The sequence below is a fragment of the Peribacillus sp. Bi134 genome, from assembly GCF_918698065.1.
In the GTDB taxonomy this organism is placed as follows: domain Bacteria; phylum Bacillota; class Bacilli; order Bacillales; family DSM-1321; genus Peribacillus.
Genome location: NZ_CAKKLN010000007.1, coordinates 85342 through 105008 on the forward strand (window position 1 = coordinate 85342; position 19667 = coordinate 105008).

Consider the following 19667-nt stretch of genomic DNA (forward strand, 5'->3'; position numbering starts at 1 on the left):
TTTTATTTCCCCCTTACAATAGTACCAAGCGTTTCGCCTAATACGGCCCGTTTAATATTACCTTTTTCCATGATCGAGAAGACGATCAATGGAATATCATTGTCCATGCATAGTGAGGACGCAGTTGAATCCATTACTTCTAACCCTTCTTTAATCACATCAAGGTAGGAAAGTTTATCATACTTCACCGCATTTTTGTCCTTAACCGGATCTGCATTGTATACGCCATCCACATTATTCTTCGCCATCAAGATGACATCAGCTTCAATTTCAGCAGCACGCAGGGCGGCAGTGGTATCCGTTGAGAAGTATGGATTACCTGTACCAGCTGCAAAAATCACCACTCTCTTTTTCTCTAGATGCCTGATAGCACGGCGTCTAATGTATGGCTCAGCGACTTGCCTCATCTCAATGGAAGTTTGCACGCGCGTTTCAATTCCAAGCTGATCAAGGCTGTCTTGTAATGCCAATGAGTTCATGACTGTAGCCAGCATCCCCATATAATCGGCATTAGCACGATCCATGCCCATTTCACTGCCTATTTTCCCGCGCCAAATGTTTCCGCCGCCGACAACAACAGCCACTTCTACATCAAGCTCAGCCACTTCCTTGACTTGTTCAGCAATAGATTTAATTACTGCAGGGTTAATTCCAAATCCTTCTTCACCGGCTAATGCTTCGCCACTTAGTTTTAAAACGACACGTTTATATTTAGCGTTACTCATGAGAACCTCCAACTATGTAATCTTTTCATTCGTTCATCATGCTTTCTTGCAATACTACCAAAAATTCATGACATTTCAAAAAATAGGGAACACCAGAGTGTTCCCCATTATTAATTATCTGACAATTAGTCTTTTTTAACTTGGTTCATTACTTCTTCAGCAAAGTTTTCTTGACGTTTTTCAAGACCTTCCCCTACTTCATAACGAACGAATGATAGGATTTTTCCGCCTTTTGATTCAACGAATTGTCCCACTTTTTGATCTGGGTTCTTAACGAAAGCTTGTTCGTTTACGCAGATTTCTTCGTAGAATTTATTGATACGTCCTTCAACCATTTTTGCAACGATTTTTTCAGGTTTGCCTTCATTAAGCGCTTGTTGAGTAAGAACTTCGCGTTCGCGTTCTAATTCGCTAGCATCTACTTGGTCGCGAGAGATATATTTAGGGTTGATTGCAGCGATATGCATTGAAACGCCTTTAGCTGCCTCTTCGTCAGTTGTACCTTCAAGAACTGATAGTACGCTGATACGTCCACCCATGTGAAGGTATGCACCAAATGCGTCGTTATCTGTTTTAGAAACAACTTGGAAACGGCGTAGAGTTAATTTTTCCCCAATTTTAGCAACTGCAGCATTGATATGATCTGCTACTTTTACTCCATTTTCCATTGTTTGCTCAAGAGCTGCTTCAACGCTTTCAGGTTTGTTAGCAAGAAGGAATCCAGCCAATTCTTTAACAAGAGTTTGGAATCCTTCGTTTTTAGCAACGAAATCAGTTTCTGAGTTCACTTCAAGGATTACCGCTTGGTTTCCTTCCACAACGATTGAAGTTAGACCTTCAGCAGCAATACGGTCGCCTTTATTAGCAGCTTTTGCAATTCCTTTTTCACGTAGGAAATCGATTGCCTTTTCCATATCGCCTTCTGTTTGTACAAGTGCCTTTTTACAGTCCATCATACCGGCACCAGTTTTTTCACGCAATTCTTTAACTAATTGTGCAGTGATTGCCATAATATATATCCTCCTCAAATTAAATGCAGTTTATTCAATCTTTACCCATTATTGCCAAAAAATACTTGTTATCATCAAACAAAATAACGAGTCTTGACAATATTTCTGAAAAAACATCCACTTACTCAGTCAATATGACGGAACATTTTCATCCCTGAAAAATCGCCCATACCTTTTTAAAAAGTCATTACGTACAGTGATTTTATGTATGCTTATTTAGTGCAAAAAAAAGGGATAAAAGGCATTATCCTCTTATCACCTTTTTTCTTACTGAATAAGCAACCTTTTTTACTTATTAAGCAGTAGTTGTTTCAGTTGCTGTTTCTTCGCCTTGTTTAGCTTCTAAGATAGCATCTGCCATTTTACCTGTTAATAATTTAACAGCACGGATTGCATCGTCATTCGCAGGAATAACTACATCGATTTCATCCGGATCACAGTTTGTATCAACGATACCAACAAGTGGAATGTGTAATTTGTGTGCTTCCGCAACAGCGATACGCTCTTTGCGAGGGTCGATAACGAAGATCGCATCTGGAAGAGTCTTCATATCTTTAATACCGCCTAAGAATTTCTCTAAGCGATCCCATTCTTTTTTAAGTTGGATAACTTCTTTTTTAGGAAGTACTTCGAAAGTTCCGTTTTCTTCCATTTTTTCGATATCTTTAAGACGAGCGATACGTTTTTGGATTGTTTCAAAGTTTGTTAAAGTTCCACCTAACCAACGTTGGTTTACATAGTACATACCAGAACGGATAGCTTCTTCTTTAACAGATTCTTGAGCTTGTTTTTTAGTTCCAACGAAAAGAACAGTACCACCGTTAGCAGCTAGTTCTTTCACGAAGTTATAAGCTTCTTCAACCTTTTTAACTGTTTTTTGAAGGTCGATGATGTAGATGCCGTTACGCTCAGTGAAGATATATTTCTTCATTTTTGGGTTCCAGCGACGTGTTTGGTGTCCGAAATGTACACCAGCTTCAAGCAATTGTTTCATAGAAATGACTGACATTTTAGTTCCTCCTAAATGGTTTTGTTTTTCCTCCGCACCGATCATTTTCATACAGAAACTGTCATAACAGCACCATCTGCAAGAATCACGGGGCGTGTGTATTAACACCATTTCATAATATATCATAATGGCTCTGCACAATCAAGAGATAACTTTATCTATTCATGCGAAACTTTAGTAATAGCTCTATCTCGGTTTGACCGCAACCTAACTTTTTGGCGATTTCCTCTACTGAATGTCCTTGATCCGCTAACATATCCACTTTTGCATTTAATGATCGTTCATTTAACGAAGCCTGCAGCATGTCCGAAAATTCCATGCCAGCCGGCTTCCCTTCGTTTTTTGGAGAAGCGACTGCCGATGAAAGCTCCAATTTGTCCTCGACTTTTACTGGTAAAGCATTGGTTTCATTTTTTTCAGGCATAATTTTATAGGCGTTGATTGCCTGCTTTTTAGCACCGGCACGGCTTCCCTCTTTATACTCTAGCAGCATGTTTTGTTCCTGTTTTTCTTCTTTATCTTCCTTTGTTTCTTTGATTGAGCCATGTACTTGACCTTTTTGACCATGCTCGTGATTCATTGCCACCGAATTGGTGAATGCCTTTACCAATGCCTCATTATCCTCTTTCATCTCCATTAAATAACCAGACAAAAGTTGTTCCATTTCTCCAATGATGGCTTTTTGGTCTTTTTCCAACTTACTTAAACGATTTTGCCGAAGATATAAAACGATGATGGCGAAAATGGTGAATATGTTTAATACAAACAACAGAAATATAAAAAATGCTGTCATGTTGCCTCCTAATTAACCGGAATAGTCAATCTGTTGTTTTGCTCTTATTGACTAAGTACAGTTCGTACATTCTGTGATTTCGAAGCATTTATCGATGCAGGTACCTTATCAATTCTTTCAAGCTTGCAGGGGGCTTCTTCGTTCAATTGGGATTTTATGCTTCCCAAACTCCGTAGCCCTCTTCATTAAAATATCATGATTAATTTTTTTGATCTTGCATCGTGTTTCTTAATTTATATATCGCTTTTGAATGAATTTGGGATATCCGGGACGTAGATAGGCTCATCACTTGCCCGATTTCGGTCAATGTTAGTTCTTCTTTATAAAAAAGCTGTAAAACCAACTGTTCTTTTTCATTAAGGGTTTCTATGACTTTGGCCAATTCAACATACAGTTCATCCCTTAACACATGTTCCTCGGGTAAATCCGCCTTTTCATCTTTAATATGAAAATTCGCGCTTTCTTTATCGTCTTCTTGGGGATTTTCATCCATTGATAGTACATTGGCAAAGAAGTTCTCATTTAATGCAGCATATACTTCATCTTCCGGAATATTCAATTCAGCGGCAATCTCGTTTGGCGAAAGGTTCCTCATGTATTGCTGCTCCAGCTTTTCTATTGCAGCTTCAATTTTCTTGGCTTTATCTCTTGCGCTCCGCGGAAGCCAATCCTCTTTTCTTAATCCATCTAAAATAGCACCACGTATTCTAAATGATGCATATGTGTCAAACTTCAGGTCACGCTTCGTGTCAAAACGTTCCAGGGCATCGAATAACCCCATCATTCCTAAACTCCTTATATCATCCCGGCTCACATTTTTAGGAAGACTTACTGAAATACGTTGAACATGATACGATACGAGAGGTATGTATTTCTTCACCAAAATGTCCCCGGCTAGCGGATCTCTGCGATCCACCCAATTCTTCCAACATAACTGCTCTTCTTCGATGGTCAGATGAGACATTGGACATCCTCCTAACATTGTTATACGATTTGTGATCGATACGGCCCCTAAAGCCATAAATGCAATAATAATTCGATTGCAAGTGTACCTGTCATATTTTTGGCTTTTCAAAAGCCAAATCCGATCCTATATGTTTTTAGTCCCTTTTGTAACGGTCCGTATATTTAGCAAACAATCACTTAAATTGAAATCAATCGTTCTTCCGCTATTCCCGCCAACATCTTCAGCGACGACTCTAATGCGCAAGTCAGATAACACCTTTCGAACAGCTTCCACATTCCGTGGTCCTATTCTCATTAAATCCCCTCCGGAGGCAAATTGGAACATTTGTGCTCCGCCTGCCAACTTCGCTTTTAGGAATGGCATTCTTGCGCCTTCTTTTACTAAGAGCTGCACCAATTCCTTTATCGCCGTATCTGCAAATTTGGCAACGTTGATCGGCCCCGATTTAGCTAATGAAGAGTCAGGCAGCATAATATGTGCCAAACCCGCAATCTCTTTTTTCTCATCATAAATTACAACACCAACACACGACCCCAGCCCGGAAGTGCGAATCGTATAAGGAGGTTTTATAATATTCATATCCGCTATTCCAACCTTAACAACCTGGACCTTTAACAATTCAGTCATTAGGTGGACACTCCTAAAGCGGAAAAAATGATATCAAAAAATTCGGGATCAGGTAATAAAAAGAAATGACCATTAATGGATTCAGCGAAAAGCTGGTCTTTTTCAAGCACAGTATCAATGACGATGGCTGCGTCACTTACTATTGATAATTCCAATAATCCGTAACTGATCGTTGCCCCTACCATATCGATGCTCAAGGATGGAACGGATGGATAGATATTCAATCGGGTGAAATCAGAAAGAGAAGAGAGGTAGGATCCCGATAAGATATTCCCTAATTCCTGAAGGCAAGAAAGCGCCAATTCAGTATGGGGTGCGGATTCCATCAAAAAGGTCTCATCACCAGTCATCTTACGAATCAAGTATTGGGCTACAGGAAGCGAAAGGATAAAAAACATACTCCCTGAAGCATCACCTTCCATTCTAAGGAAAACGCTGGCAACGACTTGATCGGCCCCGCCAGCCATTTCCATCATTTCATCAAAGGAAACGATTCTGACATTAGGAACATTCATATCAATTTTCCTATTAAGGATGGCAGAAAACGCAGTTGCTGCGTTCCCTGCACCTATATTGCCGATTTCCTTCAAAATCGAGTTGAAAAGGGTTGATTTTCTCAATGAACGACATATGATTATCCTTCTCTTAACATATTTTCAGTCCTTTCCAGACTTAGAGCCTTCTCCAAATTGATTAGGACGAGCAGTCGCTTGTCAATTTTAGCCACTCCGCTAATGTATTCTGAAGCCAAATGTCCCACAACTTCAGGCTGAGGTTCGATACTCTCCACTGGAATATCCAAAACATCATTGGCAGAGTCCACTATTAACCCAACTTCCATATCATCCAGAATGACGATGATAATCCTTGTTGATTCATCGTATTCCATCTCTTCGAAACCAAAACGCACCCGCAAATCAATAATTGGAGTGATTACACCCCTTAGATTTATGACTCCCTTAACAAACTTTACAGCCTTTGGAACTCTGGTAATATGCAGAATCTTTTCGATACCGCTGACTTTATCCACTGGTATTGCATATTCTTTATCTTTAATTTGAAATACGATTACTTTCATATCCTCCGACATCTATTCCCCTCCTTTTAAATAAACTCCTGATTGTTGTGCAGTCTTAACGAAAACTTGAATCGAAACGGTTGAACCAACGTCCCATTCCCCTGCCCCGCTTATCTATCATTCAATGAATCAATGTGTTGCAATCTATAATTAAAGCAACTTGACCATCACCAAGGATCGTTGCCCCCGATATTGCAAAAGCGCTATTTAAATAATTACCTAGTGATTTCAGAACGATTTCCAGCTGCCCGATGAATGAATCAACGACTAATCCAGCTAATTTATCACCTTTTCTTACAATGACCACAGAGAGGGACTCTTCTTCTTCCAGACTGATTGGCACTTCAAATATATCTTTCAAGAACAGAAGCGGCAGGATCTTTCCCCTGAAGTCAATAACCTGTTGATTATGGGCATTCAAGATATCTGCTTTTTTTATGATCGCTGTTTCTATTATCGAAGAAAGAGGTATGGCATATTTTTCGTTTTGGATTGCAACCAGCATGACAGAGATAATGGACAATGTAAGCGGAAGCTGAATAAGGAAGATGGATCCATCATTCTCTTTGGAATCGATCGTGACAGTTCCACCGAGAGACTCAATAGTATTTTTAACCACATCCAGTCCAACACCGCGCCCCGATACATCTGAAATGGTTTCCGCTGTTGAGAAACCAGAAGCGAATATCAATTCATAGATTTGCTTATCCGTTAGGGTGTCGGCAGCTTCCTTGGTTAATATCCCATTGGAGAGCGCCTTGTTCAAGACTCGATCTTTATTGATTCCTGCACCGTCATCCTCAATTTCAATGAAAACATGATTGCCGCCGTGGTAGGCTTTTAACAGGATTTTACCTTCTTCTTTCTTTCCTTTCGCCAAACGTTCTTCAGGTGTTTCAATTCCATGATCCATGGCGTTTCTTAATAAATGGACGAGAGGATCACCGATTTCATCAATGACTGTACGGTCTAGTTCCGTTTCTGCACCGTTGATTTCCAAATTGACTTTCTTGTTTAAATCCCTTGCTAATTGACGAACCATTTTAGGAAAACGATTGAATACAGTTTCAACGGGCACCATCCGCATATTCAAAACGATTGTTTGTAAATCACTTGTTATACGGGACATTCTTTCTACTGTTTCATGCAATTCTTGATTATTCAAATCACTGGAAATTTGGTCAAGTCTGCCTCTATCGATTACTAGTTCCTCGAATAGGTTCATTAATATATCAAGCCGCTCAATGTTCACCCGAATGGTCTTGCTTGATGCCGGCTTAACGAGTGCCTGTTTTTTCTTATCATCATTATCAGTTGGAAGCACGGCTTTAATTGTCGCTTGTTCCGGTACTTCAGCAACTTGATCCTCTATAGAATTGGCTGCATGCCTCAAGCCCTCAAGATCAAGGGCATTTACCACAACTTGATCCACTTCGGAAACCTTCATGATTTTTTCCTTTATCTCATCACTCGATTCTGTTGTTACCATCGTGACCGTAAATTGCTGATCGAATTGTTCTTCTTCCAAAAGTTCGACCGGTGGGTGTGACTTGATTACTTCACCTGACTTTTCAAGCACCTCGAAAACCATAAACACCCGGGCAGCTTTTAAAAGACAGTTCTCTCGCAACCCTATCGAGATTTCGAAGCTGTTGAAGCCTTGATCTTTGGACTGCTTAAGCACTGTCCATTCAAATTCATCGTACTCTCCCACAGTCATTTCCTCTTTTTCAAGGACGGCAGAAGCTGCTGCAATCTCTGCAATGGTGGAAGAAACGGGCGACTCCCCTTTTTCAATCACTTCCAGCTGATGGACAACCTCTTCCACATTTCTTTTTCCATCTCCACCTTCTGCAATGGACATGACCATCGCTTCTAAATCATCAACCGCTAAAAATATCACATCAAATAATTCTGGAGAGAGGGCGATTTTACTATTTCGGATTGCATCCAACACATTCTCCATTTTATGGGTTAAATTGGTTAAATCCACATACCCCATAGTCGCCGACATCCCTTTTAAGGTATGGGCGGAACGAAAGATTTCGTTTACGATTGAGAGGTCTTCCGGGTTCTTTTCGAGTACCAGCAACTGTTCGCTGCACGTTTGAAGATGTTCTTTACTTTCTTCTATAAAAACCTCTAAATACTGATTCATATCCATACAATCTCACACCTCCACGTGTTAACAATAGCTCATTATCGCTTTAGCTATTTTTTCTACATCCTCTATGCTATCTATTAACTTGGTATTGATTGCCGCCTTAGGCATACCAAAAACGATTGATGTCTCCTGTGATTCGGCTATCGCTTTTAAAGGACCCTCTTGTTTAAGCTTCATGAGTCCCATCGACCCGTCCATTCCCATCCCGGTCATGATAACGGCTATTTTCGCAGAATCATTCATTTCACTTACCGATTCAAATAGCACATCAACCGACGGGCGATGTCCATTACGCAATTCGGATTGATCCAAAAGGATTGCCCAGCTCATTCCGACTTTCCTCACTTTCAAGTGAAAACCTCCCGGTGCGATATAGGCGACACCTTTTTGAATCAGTTCCCCCTCTTCAGCTTCCTTCACTTTAATCTTGCACAATGAATTCAGGCGTGTTGCCAAGGATTTTGTGAAACCGGGGGGCATATGCTGGACAATGAGTATGGGAGCATCAACTTCTTCCGGGAGTCCTGCCAAGACGGTCTGCAGAGCTCTCGGCCCTCCTGTTGATGTACCAATGACTATTATTTTTTTGTACCTATAGGACCATTTTTTTTGATTTTTTTTAATTTTTGACGATTCTTTTGAATCTATTTTACTATATTTTTCCCAAACGGATGGGCTTCTTTCAATATTCATCGCATTTTTTTCTAGTTTGTGAACATTTGCCCTGCTGGCAGCCATAACTTTTTCATGGAGTTCTTTCTTGATTTTATGTAAATCCAATGAAATGGCACCAGAGGGTTTAGCCACAAAGTCAAAGGCTCCACTGTTCATGGCGGCAAATGTATTTTCCGTTCCCTTTTTCGTTGTGCTTGATAACATGACAACAGCAGTTGGACATTCATTCATGATCCGGCTTAATGCTTCCAATCCGTCCATAATAGGCATTTCCACATCCAAAGTCACGACATCGGGTTTTAAAGCCTTTATTTTGTCTATGGCATCTCTACCATTCCTCGCAGTCCCGATGACTTCCATCCTGCTATCTTCTGCTAAAAACTCTGAAATTAACTTTCTCATAAACGCAGAATCGTCCACTATCAGCACTTTTACTTTACTCATATAAGGAGACCTACTTTCCAAAAAAATATCTCTTCATATTTTGGAGGAAATGGCTTTTTTGCAAAGTCAATTCTTCCCCAAATGAATGATTTGCATATCTCGAAGCAATGTCCATAATAGCTTTGGATATATCGGCTTCAGAATCGAAAAGAAGAAAGGGCATTTGTTTGTTAACAGAATTGGGTACGGTTCTATCATCTGGCAAGTACCCAAGAGCTACAGTTTCCAATCCCAAAAATTCCACTAGTGCATTTTGGAGCCGCTTAATCGTATCTTTGCCGTCCTTACTCGTGAAAACCCGATTGCAAACCAGGAACAATGATATCTCTTTATTTACTGAATGGATATATTTCATTGCGGAATATGCATCCATGATAGAAGTGGGTTCAGGTGTCGTTATAACGACTAATTCATCCACACATAACAGGAATTTCATGGAATCCTGAGTGATGCCAGCACCCATATCAAATAAGATATAATCGTAATTCGCCAACAATAAACCGAACTCCTCATTAAACCGGGTATATTTTTCCTCATCAAGTGAAAAGAGAGCCGTCAACCCCGTTCCACCTGTAATGATTGAAATGTTTCCCGGTCCTGCCATGATGATATCCTTCAAACTACAATCGTTTTCAAAAAAATCAATTATGCTGCAGGGAGATTGTTCCCCGATCAAAATATCAATATTCCCCATACCGATATCCATGTCGAACAACAGTACTTTTTTGCCTCTTTGGGATAAGGCAATCGAAAAATTCAAGGAAAAGTTTGATTTTCCCACTCCACCTTTCCCGCTTAAAACTGCAATCGTTTTGGCCATTGATCGATTTTGGCGGGCTTCCAATCTTCTTCGTAAATTCTCAGCTTGATCTTTCATATTTATTAGCCCCAATAGCCATTTTCAATAGCTGTGATGATGTAGCTATTTCAATATCGTCTGGCACATTTTGTCCATCTGTTATATAGGCGGCTCCTAATTTATGAGTATGTATAAAATTGAATATTTGCCCGAAAGTGGAGGTTTCGTCCGCTTTTGTAAAAATAACCTGTTTAATAGGTATGGCAGCAAACTGTCGATAAATATCTTCCATATCCTTTTGTTTAGAGGTCAATGACAATACTAAATAGGTTTCCATCTCATCTGTAAAATGGATGATTTCATTAAGATCCTTGACATATTGCGGGTTACGGAAATTCCTTCCGGCAGTATCAATAAAAACAAAATCATAATGGGAGAAGCGTTCAGCAGCCCTTTTGAAGTCTTCCAAATTATAAGCGACTTCAATTGGAACGTTTAAAATCTTGGCATATGTCTTAAGTTGATCTATTGCAGCAATCCTGTACGTATCCGTCGTAATGAAGGCCACCTTTTTATCATGCTTTAACATGGTTTCCGCAGCTACTTTTGCTAAGGTCGTTGTCTTTCCCACACCTGTTGGGCCAACAATATTAATATATTTTTTTTGCAGCCCGGGTTTTCCGTTTCCAACTTCTTCTAAAATCCCGAGCATGGCTTCTTCCAACCAAACTTGAACCTCTTCATCAGTGGATTGCTGTTTAAAAACGAACCATTTTTCAAGCAATTCATCCATGATTTGGGATCGAAGTGATATATCCACTTCCTGCTCGGTTAGGTATTCGTGGATTTTCTCCAGCTTCCCCGGATATTTTTTATCAGTTGAATAGATTTGCAAACTCTTTATCATATCTTTCAAACCTTCGATTTCTTTTAATAAGTCAGCACTTTCCCCATTCCCTTCATTAGGTTCAGGGGCATGACTTGCCATTTCCAGCTTTGATGGCAACTTCTTCGATTTTTGCTTGGTTACGGCTTGGATAGGCTGGGACACAGGGTCTATGGCTGCAATGACTTCAATATTCCTCTTTTTGAATAATCCTAAGAAACCACCATTATATACAGCCTTCGAACTTAAGATTACTGCATCACTGCCTAGTTCCGTCCTTATTCGCTTCATTGCCTCGTTCATTGATGGCGCCAAATATTTCTTTACCTTCAATCGATATTCACCACCCCTACACTTTGTACTTCCACATTCGATTCGAGTTCATTGTATGAAAGAATCGGTACATTAGGAAAATAACGTTCAGTTAATTGCCGGGCATACATCCTTACTGCCGGAGAGCAGAGTAGGATCGGTTGGTGATCCATTAGGGTCAGCTCTTCCAATTTGGCTGCAACTGCCTCCAATATGGATTGCGATAGAGTTGGATCCAATGATAAAAAATTACCATGTTCAGTTTGCTGTATACCATCAGCGATGGTCTTTTCAACTTTCCCCGATAATGTTATGACTTTAATTCTATTTTCATCCGCAATAAAAGAATTTGTTATTTGTCTCGCTAAGTTCTGCCTTACATATTCGGTAAGCAAATCTGTGTCAGTCGATAACTTGCCATAATCAGCAAGCGTTTCGAAAATGATCGGTAAATTCCTTATCGAAACCTTTTCCTTCAATAGTTTTGCCAATACCTTTTGTACATCTCCTATAGACAAGGGATTCGGAGTGACTTCCTCTACTAGTATAGGTGCCGATTCGTGAAGATGATCGATCAATTGTTTCGTTTCCTGCCTGCCCAATAATTCCTGCGCATTGGACTTTATGACTTCCGTCAAGTGGGTGGATACAACACTTGGCGGGTCCACAACTGTATAACCCAGAATCTCGGCATGTTCTTTCATATCATCCGTAATCCACTTGGCCGGTAAACCGAAAGACGGTTCTATCGTATCGATTCCTTCTATTGAATCATCTTCCATCCCTGGACTCATGGCCAAGAAATGATTTAGGAGCAATTCCCCCTTTGCCATGACACTTCCCTTAATCTTCAGCCGATACTCATTAGGATTCAACTGAATATTATCACGTATTCTGACGACAGGGATCACGAGTCCCAACTCAATTGCAAGCTGCCGGCGGATCATGACGACCCGGTCCAGTAGGTCTCCCCCTTGATTGGCATCCGCAAGCGGAATCAGTCCATATCCAAACTCAAATTCGATCGGGTCGACACTTAAAAGGTTAACGACGCTTTCTGGGCTTTTCATTTCATCGGTTTCCAGCACTTCCTCCATTTCTTGTATTTCACTTTCGTCCTGCTTCGGTATCCTTGAAATTGTATACCCTCCAACGACTAATAAAGCAGCGATCGGAATGGTGAACAAGTCGGAAATGGGAGTGAATAACCCTAAAAGGAAAATGGTTGCTGCTGTTAGGTAAAGCATTTTGGGAAATTGAAATAACTGTTCAACAATATCCGCTCCAAGGTTTCCATTCGAGGCTGCCCGGGTTACGACAATTCCCGTAGCTGTAGAAATCAATAAAGCTGGTACCTGACTCACGATTCCGTCACCAACCGATAACATGGAAAAATGGACGGCTGCTTCTCCAAAGCTCATGTCCAATTGCATGACGCCAATGATCATACCGAAAATCAAGTTAATGATGACAATGATGATGCCCGCTATGGCGTCCCCTTTAACAAACTTACTAGCCCCATCCATGGATCCATAAAAGTCTGCTTCGTTACTAATTTTTTCCCTTCTGGCACGTGCTTCGTTTTCGGAGATCATCCCAGCATTTAAATCTGCATCGATGGCCATCTGTTTCCCTGGCATCGCATCCAGCGTAAACCTTGCCGCTACCTCCGAGACCCGTTCGGAACCTTTCGTGATGACGATGAAATTGATGATGACCAAAATGATGAATACAACTAATCCTACAAGCACGTTACCGCCGACTACAAACGACCCAAAGGTTTCTACAACTCCCCCAGCATCACCATAGGTCAAAATGGCACGAGTCGTCGAAACATTCAACCCCAGCCTGAACAATGTCAGTAAAAGGAGCAAGGAAGGAAAGATTGAAAATTCGAGAGGTTCTTTCATATTCATCGTAGTCAATAGAACCAGCAGCGCAAGAGAGATATTTAAAAGGAGTAAAATACTTAACAACCATGTTGGCAATGGAATGACCAACATGGCAACGATCATGATGACGCTCGATATAACAACTAAATCTCTTGCTCGCATGTTTTTTCTCTCCTAACTAGCGGGTTACCCTATTACTTCTTTACAGTTTACCTTTGGTTTTATATACAAAGGCCAGTATTTCAGCGACCGCCTTAAAGAACTCTTCAGGTATCGCTTGGCCTAATTCAGCTTGATCATATAAAGACCTCGCCAAAGGCCGATTTTCCACCATGATCACATCATTTTCTTTGGCAATGAATTTAATTTTCTGGGCAACAAAATCAACGCCCTTTGCCACTACATACGGAGCCTCAGCTTTTTCTTCATCATATTTTAAAGCAATAGCAAAATGCGTCGGGTTAGTGATGACGACATCCGCATTGGGAATTTCCTGCATCATTCTTTGAGCGGCCATCTGCCTCTGCTTTTGCTTTATCTTGGATTTGATGAGCGGGTCCCCTTCGGAATTTTTATATTCATCCTTAATATCCTGTTTGGACATCCGGATGTTTTTTTCAAAGTCATATTTTTGATACAAATAGTCTAATAGAGCAATGAACAATAAAGCCACGGCAGCATAAAATCCTACTTTAATCGTAATATCCGCCAATGTTGCCATCGCTTCTTCCACAGAAATCTGTGATAAAATCATAATCTCGTCCATGCGCTGCCATAGTACATAAAAGGCAACAAAACCAACAAATGATATTTTAAGAATGGATTTCAATAACTCAACAATGGCCCTCATTGAAAAAATACGTTTGAATCCTTTAATGGGATCCAATTTATCAAGTTTGAACTGTATGGATTCAGTCGAAAACAGAAACCCGACTTGCATGACATTAGCCAATATCCCAGCGACTATCGCTGCTGCAAAAACGGGTCCTAGGATAAGGCCCATCTCCTTTAAAACCTCTATCATGATAATTTGCATATTCTCCTCACTGAATCCAGCCAAGGTAAAATGTTGCAGATATTCTTTCGTAAGACCGAGCAAATGATTATACATGTACGGTCCCATAAGCAATAACACAGAAAACACGGCAATTAAATTCACAGAGGTATTTACATCCTGACTCTTTGCCACCTGACCTTTTTTCTTCGAATCCTGACGTTTTTTGGGAGTCGCCTTTTCGGTCTTTTCACCAGCGAAAAACTGCAAATCCAGCTGAAACCTCACCATATCAAGCGCCTCCAATCAACTGCATTAGGTGACGCATGGTCAAAAGCAAGAAATTGAAGAGTTGGGTGACAACCGTCATCATCATCCCCATTACCAGTATGATAACCGCTAAGCCGGCAATGATTTTCACTGGAATCCCAACAACGAATACATTTAATTGAGGAACTGTCCTGGCAAGTATCCCTAACGTGACATCCACTAAGAAAATACTTCCCACCACAGGTATGGACATTTGAAAAGCAATCATGAAAGCTTTGCTGAAAGCTTTGGCCACGTATTCTATCAGCGCATGATCTCCGAATGGTACAAATAATTGGTCAATCGGGATGAACTGATAACTATAAAAAATTCCATCCAAAAGCAAATGATGGCCATTAGTACTCAATAGGAATAATAGAGCGATTGTATAAAGATATTGTCCCATCAACGGGCTTTGTGCCCCCGTTTGGGGATCGATGACATTCGCTATTGAAAAACCCATTTGAAAATCAATCAATCCGCCAGCTATTTGAACGGCCGATAAAATCATATACGCTGCAAACCCAATGAAAAGGCCAACAAGCGCTTCCTTCATGATCAATAAATAAAATGTGACATCCAATTCCAGAACCGGAGCATCAATGGTGTAGTACATGATCCAGGCAAGGAAGATTCCAAGCCCGACCCGATGTTGTACCGGTATAGAACGGTACGAAAAAATCGGCATGGCCACGAAAAACGTAGTGACCCGTACCACAATTAATAAAAAGGCGGGAAAGTGCGGAAATAATTCCTCCATGCCCTACCCTACAAATCGATTCAGATTACCGAATATTTCATTTGCATATGATAATAGGTGGCTCAACATCCATGGAGCCAATAAAATGAGTCCCAATAAGACTGCGACGATTTTCGGAACAAATGCCAAGGTTTGTTCCTGAATCTGTGTAGTTGCCTGAAAGATGCTTACTAATAGTCCTACAATAAGAGCGATTACCATCAATGGGCCAGCGATAATCAATACCATATAAATTCCTTTTTCTGCTATATCAATAACAAAATCTGCACTCATTTTTACTCACCTGCTTAAAAACTCTGTAATAAAGACTTCACCACTAAATACCATCCGTCTACAAGAATGAAAAGGAGGATTTTAAATGGCAGGGAAATCATGACTGGCGGCAACATCATCATCCCCATCGACATCAGGACACTTGCAATGACCATATCAATAACCAAAAAGGGAATGAAAATCATGAAACCTATTTGAAAAGCTGTTTTGATTTCACTGATTGCAAAAGCAGGTACAAAGGCCGTCAAGGGAATGTCCTGTATCGTTTCAGGCTTATCCACCTTGGCATATTCCAAGAATAGCTCAAGGTCCTTCTGTCTTGTATGGGCACTCATGAATTCCTTAAATGGTATCGAGGCCTGTACATATGCTTCTTCTAAATCTATCTCTTCATTAAATAACGGGGTTAATGCCTTTTCATTCACTTCCTGAAAAGTCGGTGCCATTATGAAAAATGTCATGAAAAGTGCCAGGCCGATCAACACCTGATTCGGCGGCATCTGCTGTGTAGCTAGCGATGTTCTCACAAAGCTCAGGACAATGATGATTCTAGTAAAACAGGTCATCAGGATCAATATGCTTGGAGCCAGCGATAAGACAGTCATCAGTAGAACAAGTTTGACGGAAGTAGAGACATTAGTGGGATCACTGTTATTAAAAAACTCCATGAACTCATTCATTCATTGTCTCTTCCTTTCCTATCAAGCTCCTTTAACAGCTTTTTCCTGCTAGCAGACAATTGATCAAGTTGATTTTTGAACTCTGCAGAGAAACTGGCGGTTTCGGATCCGCTTTTCTTCAACCAATTATTTTTTAACTTCATTGCAAGTTCCCCTGGCTGGATCATTTGATCGATCTTATCGTTGTGATCTTTCAAAAGCTGTTCATATTCCTCTGGATCATCTATTTCTTTCAAGAGCTGAATATTTTCACCGACCCCGATCACCAATATTCTCCCGCCGACTTTAACAAGCTGGACAGAACGATTTGCGCCAAGGCCCGTACCGCCTAAATTCTCCACTGAATTTGCCTTTTGATACGATTTACTTTTTTTATTGATGAACTTTAATAGGATATATAGAAGGGCCACTACAAAAATAGTAGCAAATATCATCCTCAGAAACTCCCAAACGGTTATCCCCACTTTGTCAGGATTCGTTGTCTGTTTGGTAGATTTCGAGCCTTTTGATTCACCTTTATCCACCTTTAAATCATCTGGCTGTTCATAAACATCCTTCACTGTTTTTTCAAGATCTTCCGCATGGGCCTGTATCGCCCCAGAGAATAATACTGCTATCATCAGTGAGACCTGAAGCCATTTTTTAATTAAAAACAATATGAAGACACCCTCTTAACTTAATGCTTTATTTATGGCTTCCAAAACACGGTCTGCCTGGAATGGCTTCACGATAAAGTCCTTTGCACCCGCCTGGATTGCATCAATGACCATTGCTTGCTGTCCCATCGCTGAACACATGATGACCTTAGCTTGAGGATTTACCTTTTTAATTTCCTTTAATGCTGTAATTCCATCCATTTCAGGCATGGTAATATCCATCGTTACAAGATCCGGATGAGTTTCTTTATATTTTTCCACCGCTTGGGCGCCATCTGCTGCTTCCCCGACTATTTCAAAGCCATTTTTTGAAAGGATATCCTTAATCATCATTCTCATAAATGCTGCATCGTCCACAATTAAAATTCTATTAGCCATAATTTTCGTCCCCCAAATTATCTTATTTTATTTAATCGGTCACTCTGACTCATGATATCCGTAACACGCACTCCAAAGTTTTCATCAATAACCACTACCTCGCCTTTTGCTATCAAGCGGCTGTTTACCAGGATATCCACTGGCTCTCCCGCTAATTTATCCAATTCGATGATCGATCCGGAGGACAGCTCCAAAATATCCTTGACGGAGCGTTTCGTTCTTCCAAGCTCCACAGTTACCTGCAAAGGGATATCCATCAGCATGCTGAGATTTTTCGTTTCAGACTCCTGAAGCTGATAAGGCTGAAAACTGGTGAAACTGGCAGGCTGAACATTTACCGGCTGTCCTGTTGGTACGGATGAAACACCAAAATGTTGTGGTACATTCGGTATTTGGTTCATAGGTTGGGTTTGGTGATCGCCTTGTCCATAAGTTTCTTTTGCCGATCGATCAGACCGGCTGTCCTGTAATGGTGCCCGCTCCTGAGTTGGAATGTTTGTTACTGGTTCACTTAGTACTTTTTGCGTTTTCATCTCGGTAGGATCGCTTTCGCCCGTTCCATTTAATAATTCGGAAACTAACCCTTTAGCAAACTCTAACGGCAGCAATTGCATGATACTGGAATCAATTAAGCTGCCGACACGGAGACGGAATGAGATTTTTGCAAATAAATCCTCGTCCGGTATCGCATTTTCACCTTCACCATTTAAAAAGTTAAGTAAATCTATGCTAGGTGGAGAAATATCCACTTTTTTACTGAAAATGGTCGACATGGAAGTCGCAGCAGAACCCATCATTTGGTTCATGGCTTCCTGAACAGCACTCAATTGAATTTCCCCAAGCAGGTCTGAAGGATTCTCCCCATCTCCCCCAAGCATCAAATCCGCAATGATAGCAGCATCGCTCTGCTTGATGACCAGCATATTTATACCTGAAAAACCTTCAGTATATTGCACTTGTATCGCTACATACGGATGCGGGAATTCTTCCGCGATCTGTCCCCTTTCAATCAATGTAACCGTCGGAGTGGTGATATCCACTTTCTGATTCAACAAAGTGGATAGGGCAGTGGCCGAACTTCCGAAGGAGATATTACCGATTTCACCGAGGGCGTCGAGTTCCATCATCGATAAATAATCGTCAATCGAGAGAGGGAACACCTCATCTTCTATATCACTTGTACCTTTTAAAAGGGCATCTATCTCGTCTTGCGAAAGCATTCCATCACTTACCATCCTCGTCTCCCCCTTTCAAAATATCAAGAATCTGGATAGCATGTTTTTTTCCTACTTTTCCTGGCTGCCCGCTGTATTTTGGAATCCCTCCAATGGTAATCGTCAAAGGTTCATCGATTGCCTTATTTAAATCGATGACATCGCCAACATCAAGCAGCAAAAAATCCTCGATGGTGATGTCCGTGGAACCAAGTTCGGAAATAATGGGAAGATCTGCGTTTCGGATACACTTTTCCAAAATCATGATTTCCTCCGGGATTTTTTCCTTTTGGGAATTTTCCATCCAATAATGAGCGGATAACTTTGGTATGATCGGTTCCAATACGACGTGAGGAATGCAAACATTAATCATTCCACTCGTTTCGCCGATTTGTGTATTCAAGGAAATGACCACAACAGTATCGTTGGGTGAAACCAGTTGTAAAAATTGTGGATTCACCTCGAACTCTGTCATCACTGGCTCGATTTCAACAATCGTTCCCCAAGCCTCCTGTAAATTTTCAAAAGCTTTCTCGAATAAATTCGACATGATCTTCGTTTCTATTTCCGTTAAACTATCCACCTTATTCTCGCTTATGCCCCGCCCGCCCAAAACGCGATCCATCATGGAATAAGCGATATTCGGGTTGACCTCAAGAATGATCCGGCCATCCAAGGGCGGCACCTCAAAAACATTCATGATGGTCATTTTAGGAATCGATCGGATAAACTCTTCGTAAGGTATTTGATCTGCCGAAGCAACGGATATTTGGACATATGTTCTAAGCTGAGCAGAAAAGTATGTGGTCAGCAGCCTTGCAAAGTTCTCGTGTATCCTGGTCAAACTCCGGATTTGATCCTTAGAAAACCGAAGCGCCCTTTTAAAGTCGTATACTTTCACTCTTTTTTCTACTTCTTCTTTTTTTAAATCATCTGCATCCATTTCACCTGTGGAAATGGCCGATAACAAAGCATCGATTTCATTTTGCGATAATATTTCCCCGGACATTAACACTCACCTC

Annotated in this window: 21 protein-coding genes; all 21 read right to left on the bottom strand. The window is 40.7% G+C overall.

Annotated elements, in window-relative coordinates; all coding sequences use genetic code 11:
• Positions 1 to 2 precede the first annotated feature (2 nt).
• The 21 genes from pyrH to fliM all read right to left on the bottom strand — a co-directional run bounded on the left by pyrH (position 3) and on the right by fliM (position 19654).
• Positions 3 to 725 (bottom strand): UMP kinase, encoded by a 723-nt coding sequence (pyrH, locus tag LQ188_RS16555; RefSeq protein ID WP_034313639.1) that lies wholly within the window; start codon positions 723 to 725, stop codon positions 3 to 5.
• Positions 726 to 850: 125 nt separating this feature from the next.
• Positions 851 to 1735, bottom strand: coding sequence for a translation elongation factor Ts (tsf, locus tag LQ188_RS16560; protein WP_101224670.1), 885 nt, complete (start codon positions 1733 to 1735; stop codon positions 851 to 853).
• Between the two features lie 295 nt (positions 1736 to 2030).
• Positions 2031 to 2744, bottom strand: a complete 714-nt coding sequence (rpsB, locus tag LQ188_RS16565; protein WP_034313644.1) for a 30S ribosomal protein S2 — start codon at positions 2742 to 2744, stop codon at positions 2031 to 2033.
• Positions 2745 to 2898: 154 nt separating this feature from the next.
• A complete protein-coding gene (locus LQ188_RS16570) occupies positions 2899 to 3537 on the bottom strand; it encodes a hypothetical protein (protein ID WP_101224669.1) in 639 nt (212 codons plus the stop codon).
• A 199-nt stretch (positions 3538 to 3736) separates the two neighbouring features.
• Complete coding sequence (locus LQ188_RS16575) at positions 3737 to 4501, bottom strand: FliA/WhiG family RNA polymerase sigma factor (protein ID WP_101224668.1); 765 nt, start codon at positions 4499 to 4501, stop codon at positions 3737 to 3739.
• 126 nt (positions 4502 to 4627) lie between these two features.
• The gene (locus tag LQ188_RS16580) at positions 4628 to 5131 is read right to left on the bottom strand and encodes a chemotaxis protein CheD (RefSeq protein ID WP_101224667.1); all 504 of its coding nucleotides are present in this window, start codon (positions 5129 to 5131) and stop codon (positions 4628 to 4630) included.
• Positions 5131 to 5751 carry a chemotaxis protein CheC gene (locus LQ188_RS16585; RefSeq protein ID WP_230177488.1) on the bottom strand — a complete coding sequence of 207 codons (621 nt, stop codon included), beginning with the start codon at positions 5749 to 5751 and terminating at the stop codon, positions 5131 to 5133. Before LQ188_RS16585 ends, LQ188_RS16580 begins: the two co-directional genes overlap by 1 nt.
• Positions 5752 to 5765: 14 nt before the next feature.
• Positions 5766 to 6221, bottom strand: coding sequence for a chemotaxis protein CheW (locus tag LQ188_RS16590; RefSeq protein WP_101224665.1), 456 nt, complete (start codon positions 6219 to 6221; stop codon positions 5766 to 5768).
• A 109-nt stretch (positions 6222 to 6330) separates the two neighbouring features.
• The gene (locus LQ188_RS16595) at positions 6331 to 8373 is read right to left on the bottom strand and encodes a chemotaxis protein CheA (RefSeq protein WP_230177489.1); all 2043 of its coding nucleotides are present in this window, start codon (positions 8371 to 8373) and stop codon (positions 6331 to 6333) included.
• Positions 8374 to 8394: 21 nt separating this feature from the next.
• Positions 8395 to 9492: a chemotaxis response regulator protein-glutamate methylesterase gene (locus LQ188_RS16600; protein ID WP_230177490.1), complete on the bottom strand. Its 1098-nt coding sequence runs from the start codon at positions 9490 to 9492 to the stop codon at positions 8395 to 8397.
• A 10-nt stretch (positions 9493 to 9502) separates the two neighbouring features.
• Positions 9503 to 10369, bottom strand: a complete 867-nt coding sequence (locus tag LQ188_RS16605) for a MinD/ParA family protein (protein ID WP_101224663.1) — start codon at positions 10367 to 10369, stop codon at positions 9503 to 9505.
• Positions 10353 to 11510 carry a flagellar biosynthesis protein FlhF gene (gene flhF, locus LQ188_RS16610; protein ID WP_101224662.1) on the bottom strand — a complete coding sequence of 386 codons (1158 nt, stop codon included), beginning with the start codon at positions 11508 to 11510 and terminating at the stop codon, positions 10353 to 10355. The genes LQ188_RS16605 and flhF overlap by 17 nt, the downstream gene beginning before the upstream one ends.
• Positions 11507 to 13543, bottom strand: coding sequence for a flagellar biosynthesis protein FlhA (gene flhA / locus LQ188_RS16615; protein WP_101224661.1), 2037 nt, complete (start codon positions 13541 to 13543; stop codon positions 11507 to 11509). The genes flhF and flhA overlap by 4 nt, the downstream gene beginning before the upstream one ends.
• Before the next feature lie 40 nt (positions 13544 to 13583).
• Positions 13584 to 14663 carry a flagellar biosynthesis protein FlhB gene (gene flhB, locus LQ188_RS16620; protein WP_230177689.1) on the bottom strand — a complete coding sequence of 360 codons (1080 nt, stop codon included), beginning with the start codon at positions 14661 to 14663 and terminating at the stop codon, positions 13584 to 13586.
• Between the two features lie 4 nt (positions 14664 to 14667).
• A complete protein-coding gene (fliR, locus tag LQ188_RS16625; protein WP_101224659.1) occupies positions 14668 to 15444 on the bottom strand; it encodes a flagellar biosynthetic protein FliR in 777 nt (258 codons plus the stop codon).
• A gap of 3 nt (positions 15445 to 15447) precedes the next feature.
• Positions 15448 to 15717, bottom strand: coding sequence for a flagellar biosynthesis protein FliQ (gene fliQ / locus LQ188_RS16630; RefSeq protein ID WP_101224658.1), 270 nt, complete (start codon positions 15715 to 15717; stop codon positions 15448 to 15450).
• Positions 15718 to 15731: 14 nt separating this feature from the next.
• Positions 15732 to 16397, bottom strand: a complete 666-nt coding sequence (fliP, locus tag LQ188_RS16635; protein ID WP_101224657.1) for a flagellar type III secretion system pore protein FliP — start codon at positions 16395 to 16397, stop codon at positions 15732 to 15734.
• On the bottom strand, positions 16394 to 17053 hold the full coding sequence (locus tag LQ188_RS16640; RefSeq protein WP_230177491.1) for a flagellar biosynthetic protein FliO: 660 nt from the start codon (positions 17051 to 17053) through the stop codon (positions 16394 to 16396). The genes fliP and LQ188_RS16640 overlap by 4 nt, the downstream gene beginning before the upstream one ends.
• A 15-nt stretch (positions 17054 to 17068) precedes the next feature.
• Positions 17069 to 17431, bottom strand: a complete 363-nt coding sequence (locus LQ188_RS16645) for a response regulator (RefSeq protein WP_063231856.1) — start codon at positions 17429 to 17431, stop codon at positions 17069 to 17071.
• 17 nt (positions 17432 to 17448) lie between these two features.
• Complete coding sequence (fliY, locus tag LQ188_RS16650; protein WP_230177492.1) at positions 17449 to 18666, bottom strand: flagellar motor switch phosphatase FliY; 1218 nt, start codon at positions 18664 to 18666, stop codon at positions 17449 to 17451.
• Positions 18656 to 19654 (bottom strand): flagellar motor switch protein FliM, encoded by a 999-nt coding sequence (gene fliM / locus LQ188_RS16655; RefSeq protein WP_230177493.1) that lies wholly within the window; start codon positions 19652 to 19654, stop codon positions 18656 to 18658. Before fliM ends, fliY begins: the two co-directional genes overlap by 11 nt.
• Positions 19655 to 19667 lie beyond the last annotated feature (13 nt).

What these genes read in the sequence shown, in the direction of transcription:
- LQ188_RS16575 (WP_101224668.1), bottom strand. Translation starts at nt 4,501, where the DNA reads ATGTCTCATCTGACCATCGAAGAAGAGCAGTTATGTTGGAAGAATTGG.
- fliY (WP_230177492.1), bottom strand. Translation starts at nt 18,666, where the DNA reads ATGGTAAGTGATGGAATGCTTTCGCAAGACGAGATAGATGCCCTTTTA.
- flhA (WP_101224661.1), bottom strand. Translation starts at nt 13,543, where the DNA reads ATGCGAGCAAGAGATTTAGTTGTTATATCGAGCGTCATCATGATCGTT.
- fliM (WP_230177493.1), bottom strand. Translation starts at nt 19,654, where the DNA reads ATGTCCGGGGAAATATTATCGCAAAATGAAATCGATGCTTTGTTATCG.
- fliR (WP_101224659.1), bottom strand. Translation starts at nt 15,444, where the DNA reads ATGGAGGAATTATTTCCGCACTTTCCCGCCTTTTTATTAATTGTGGTA.
- tsf (WP_101224670.1), bottom strand. Translation starts at nt 1,735, where the DNA reads ATGGCAATCACTGCACAATTAGTTAAAGAATTGCGTGAAAAAACTGGT.
- LQ188_RS16605 (WP_101224663.1), bottom strand. Translation starts at nt 10,369, where the DNA reads ATGAAAGATCAAGCTGAGAATTTACGAAGAAGATTGGAAGCCCGCCAA.
- LQ188_RS16645 (WP_063231856.1), bottom strand. Translation starts at nt 17,431, where the DNA reads ATGGCTAATAGAATTTTAATTGTGGACGATGCAGCATTTATGAGAATG.
- LQ188_RS16595 (WP_230177489.1), bottom strand. Translation starts at nt 8,373, where the DNA reads ATGGATATGAATCAGTATTTAGAGGTTTTTATAGAAGAAAGTAAAGAA.
- LQ188_RS16600 (WP_230177490.1), bottom strand. Translation starts at nt 9,492, where the DNA reads ATGAGTAAAGTAAAAGTGCTGATAGTGGACGATTCTGCGTTTATGAGA.
- fliP (WP_101224657.1), bottom strand. Translation starts at nt 16,397, where the DNA reads ATGAATGAGTTCATGGAGTTTTTTAATAACAGTGATCCCACTAATGTC.
- LQ188_RS16570 (WP_101224669.1), bottom strand. Translation starts at nt 3,537, where the DNA reads ATGACAGCATTTTTTATATTTCTGTTGTTTGTATTAAACATATTCACC.
- LQ188_RS16580 (WP_101224667.1), bottom strand. Translation starts at nt 5,131, where the DNA reads ATGACTGAATTGTTAAAGGTCCAGGTTGTTAAGGTTGGAATAGCGGAT.
- fliQ (WP_101224658.1), bottom strand. Translation starts at nt 15,717, where the DNA reads ATGAGTGCAGATTTTGTTATTGATATAGCAGAAAAAGGAATTTATATG.
- rpsB (WP_034313644.1), bottom strand. Translation starts at nt 2,744, where the DNA reads ATGTCAGTCATTTCTATGAAACAATTGCTTGAAGCTGGTGTACATTTC.
- LQ188_RS16590 (WP_101224665.1), bottom strand. Translation starts at nt 6,221, where the DNA reads ATGTCGGAGGATATGAAAGTAATCGTATTTCAAATTAAAGATAAAGAA.
- pyrH (WP_034313639.1), bottom strand. Translation starts at nt 725, where the DNA reads ATGAGTAACGCTAAATATAAACGTGTCGTTTTAAAACTAAGTGGCGAA.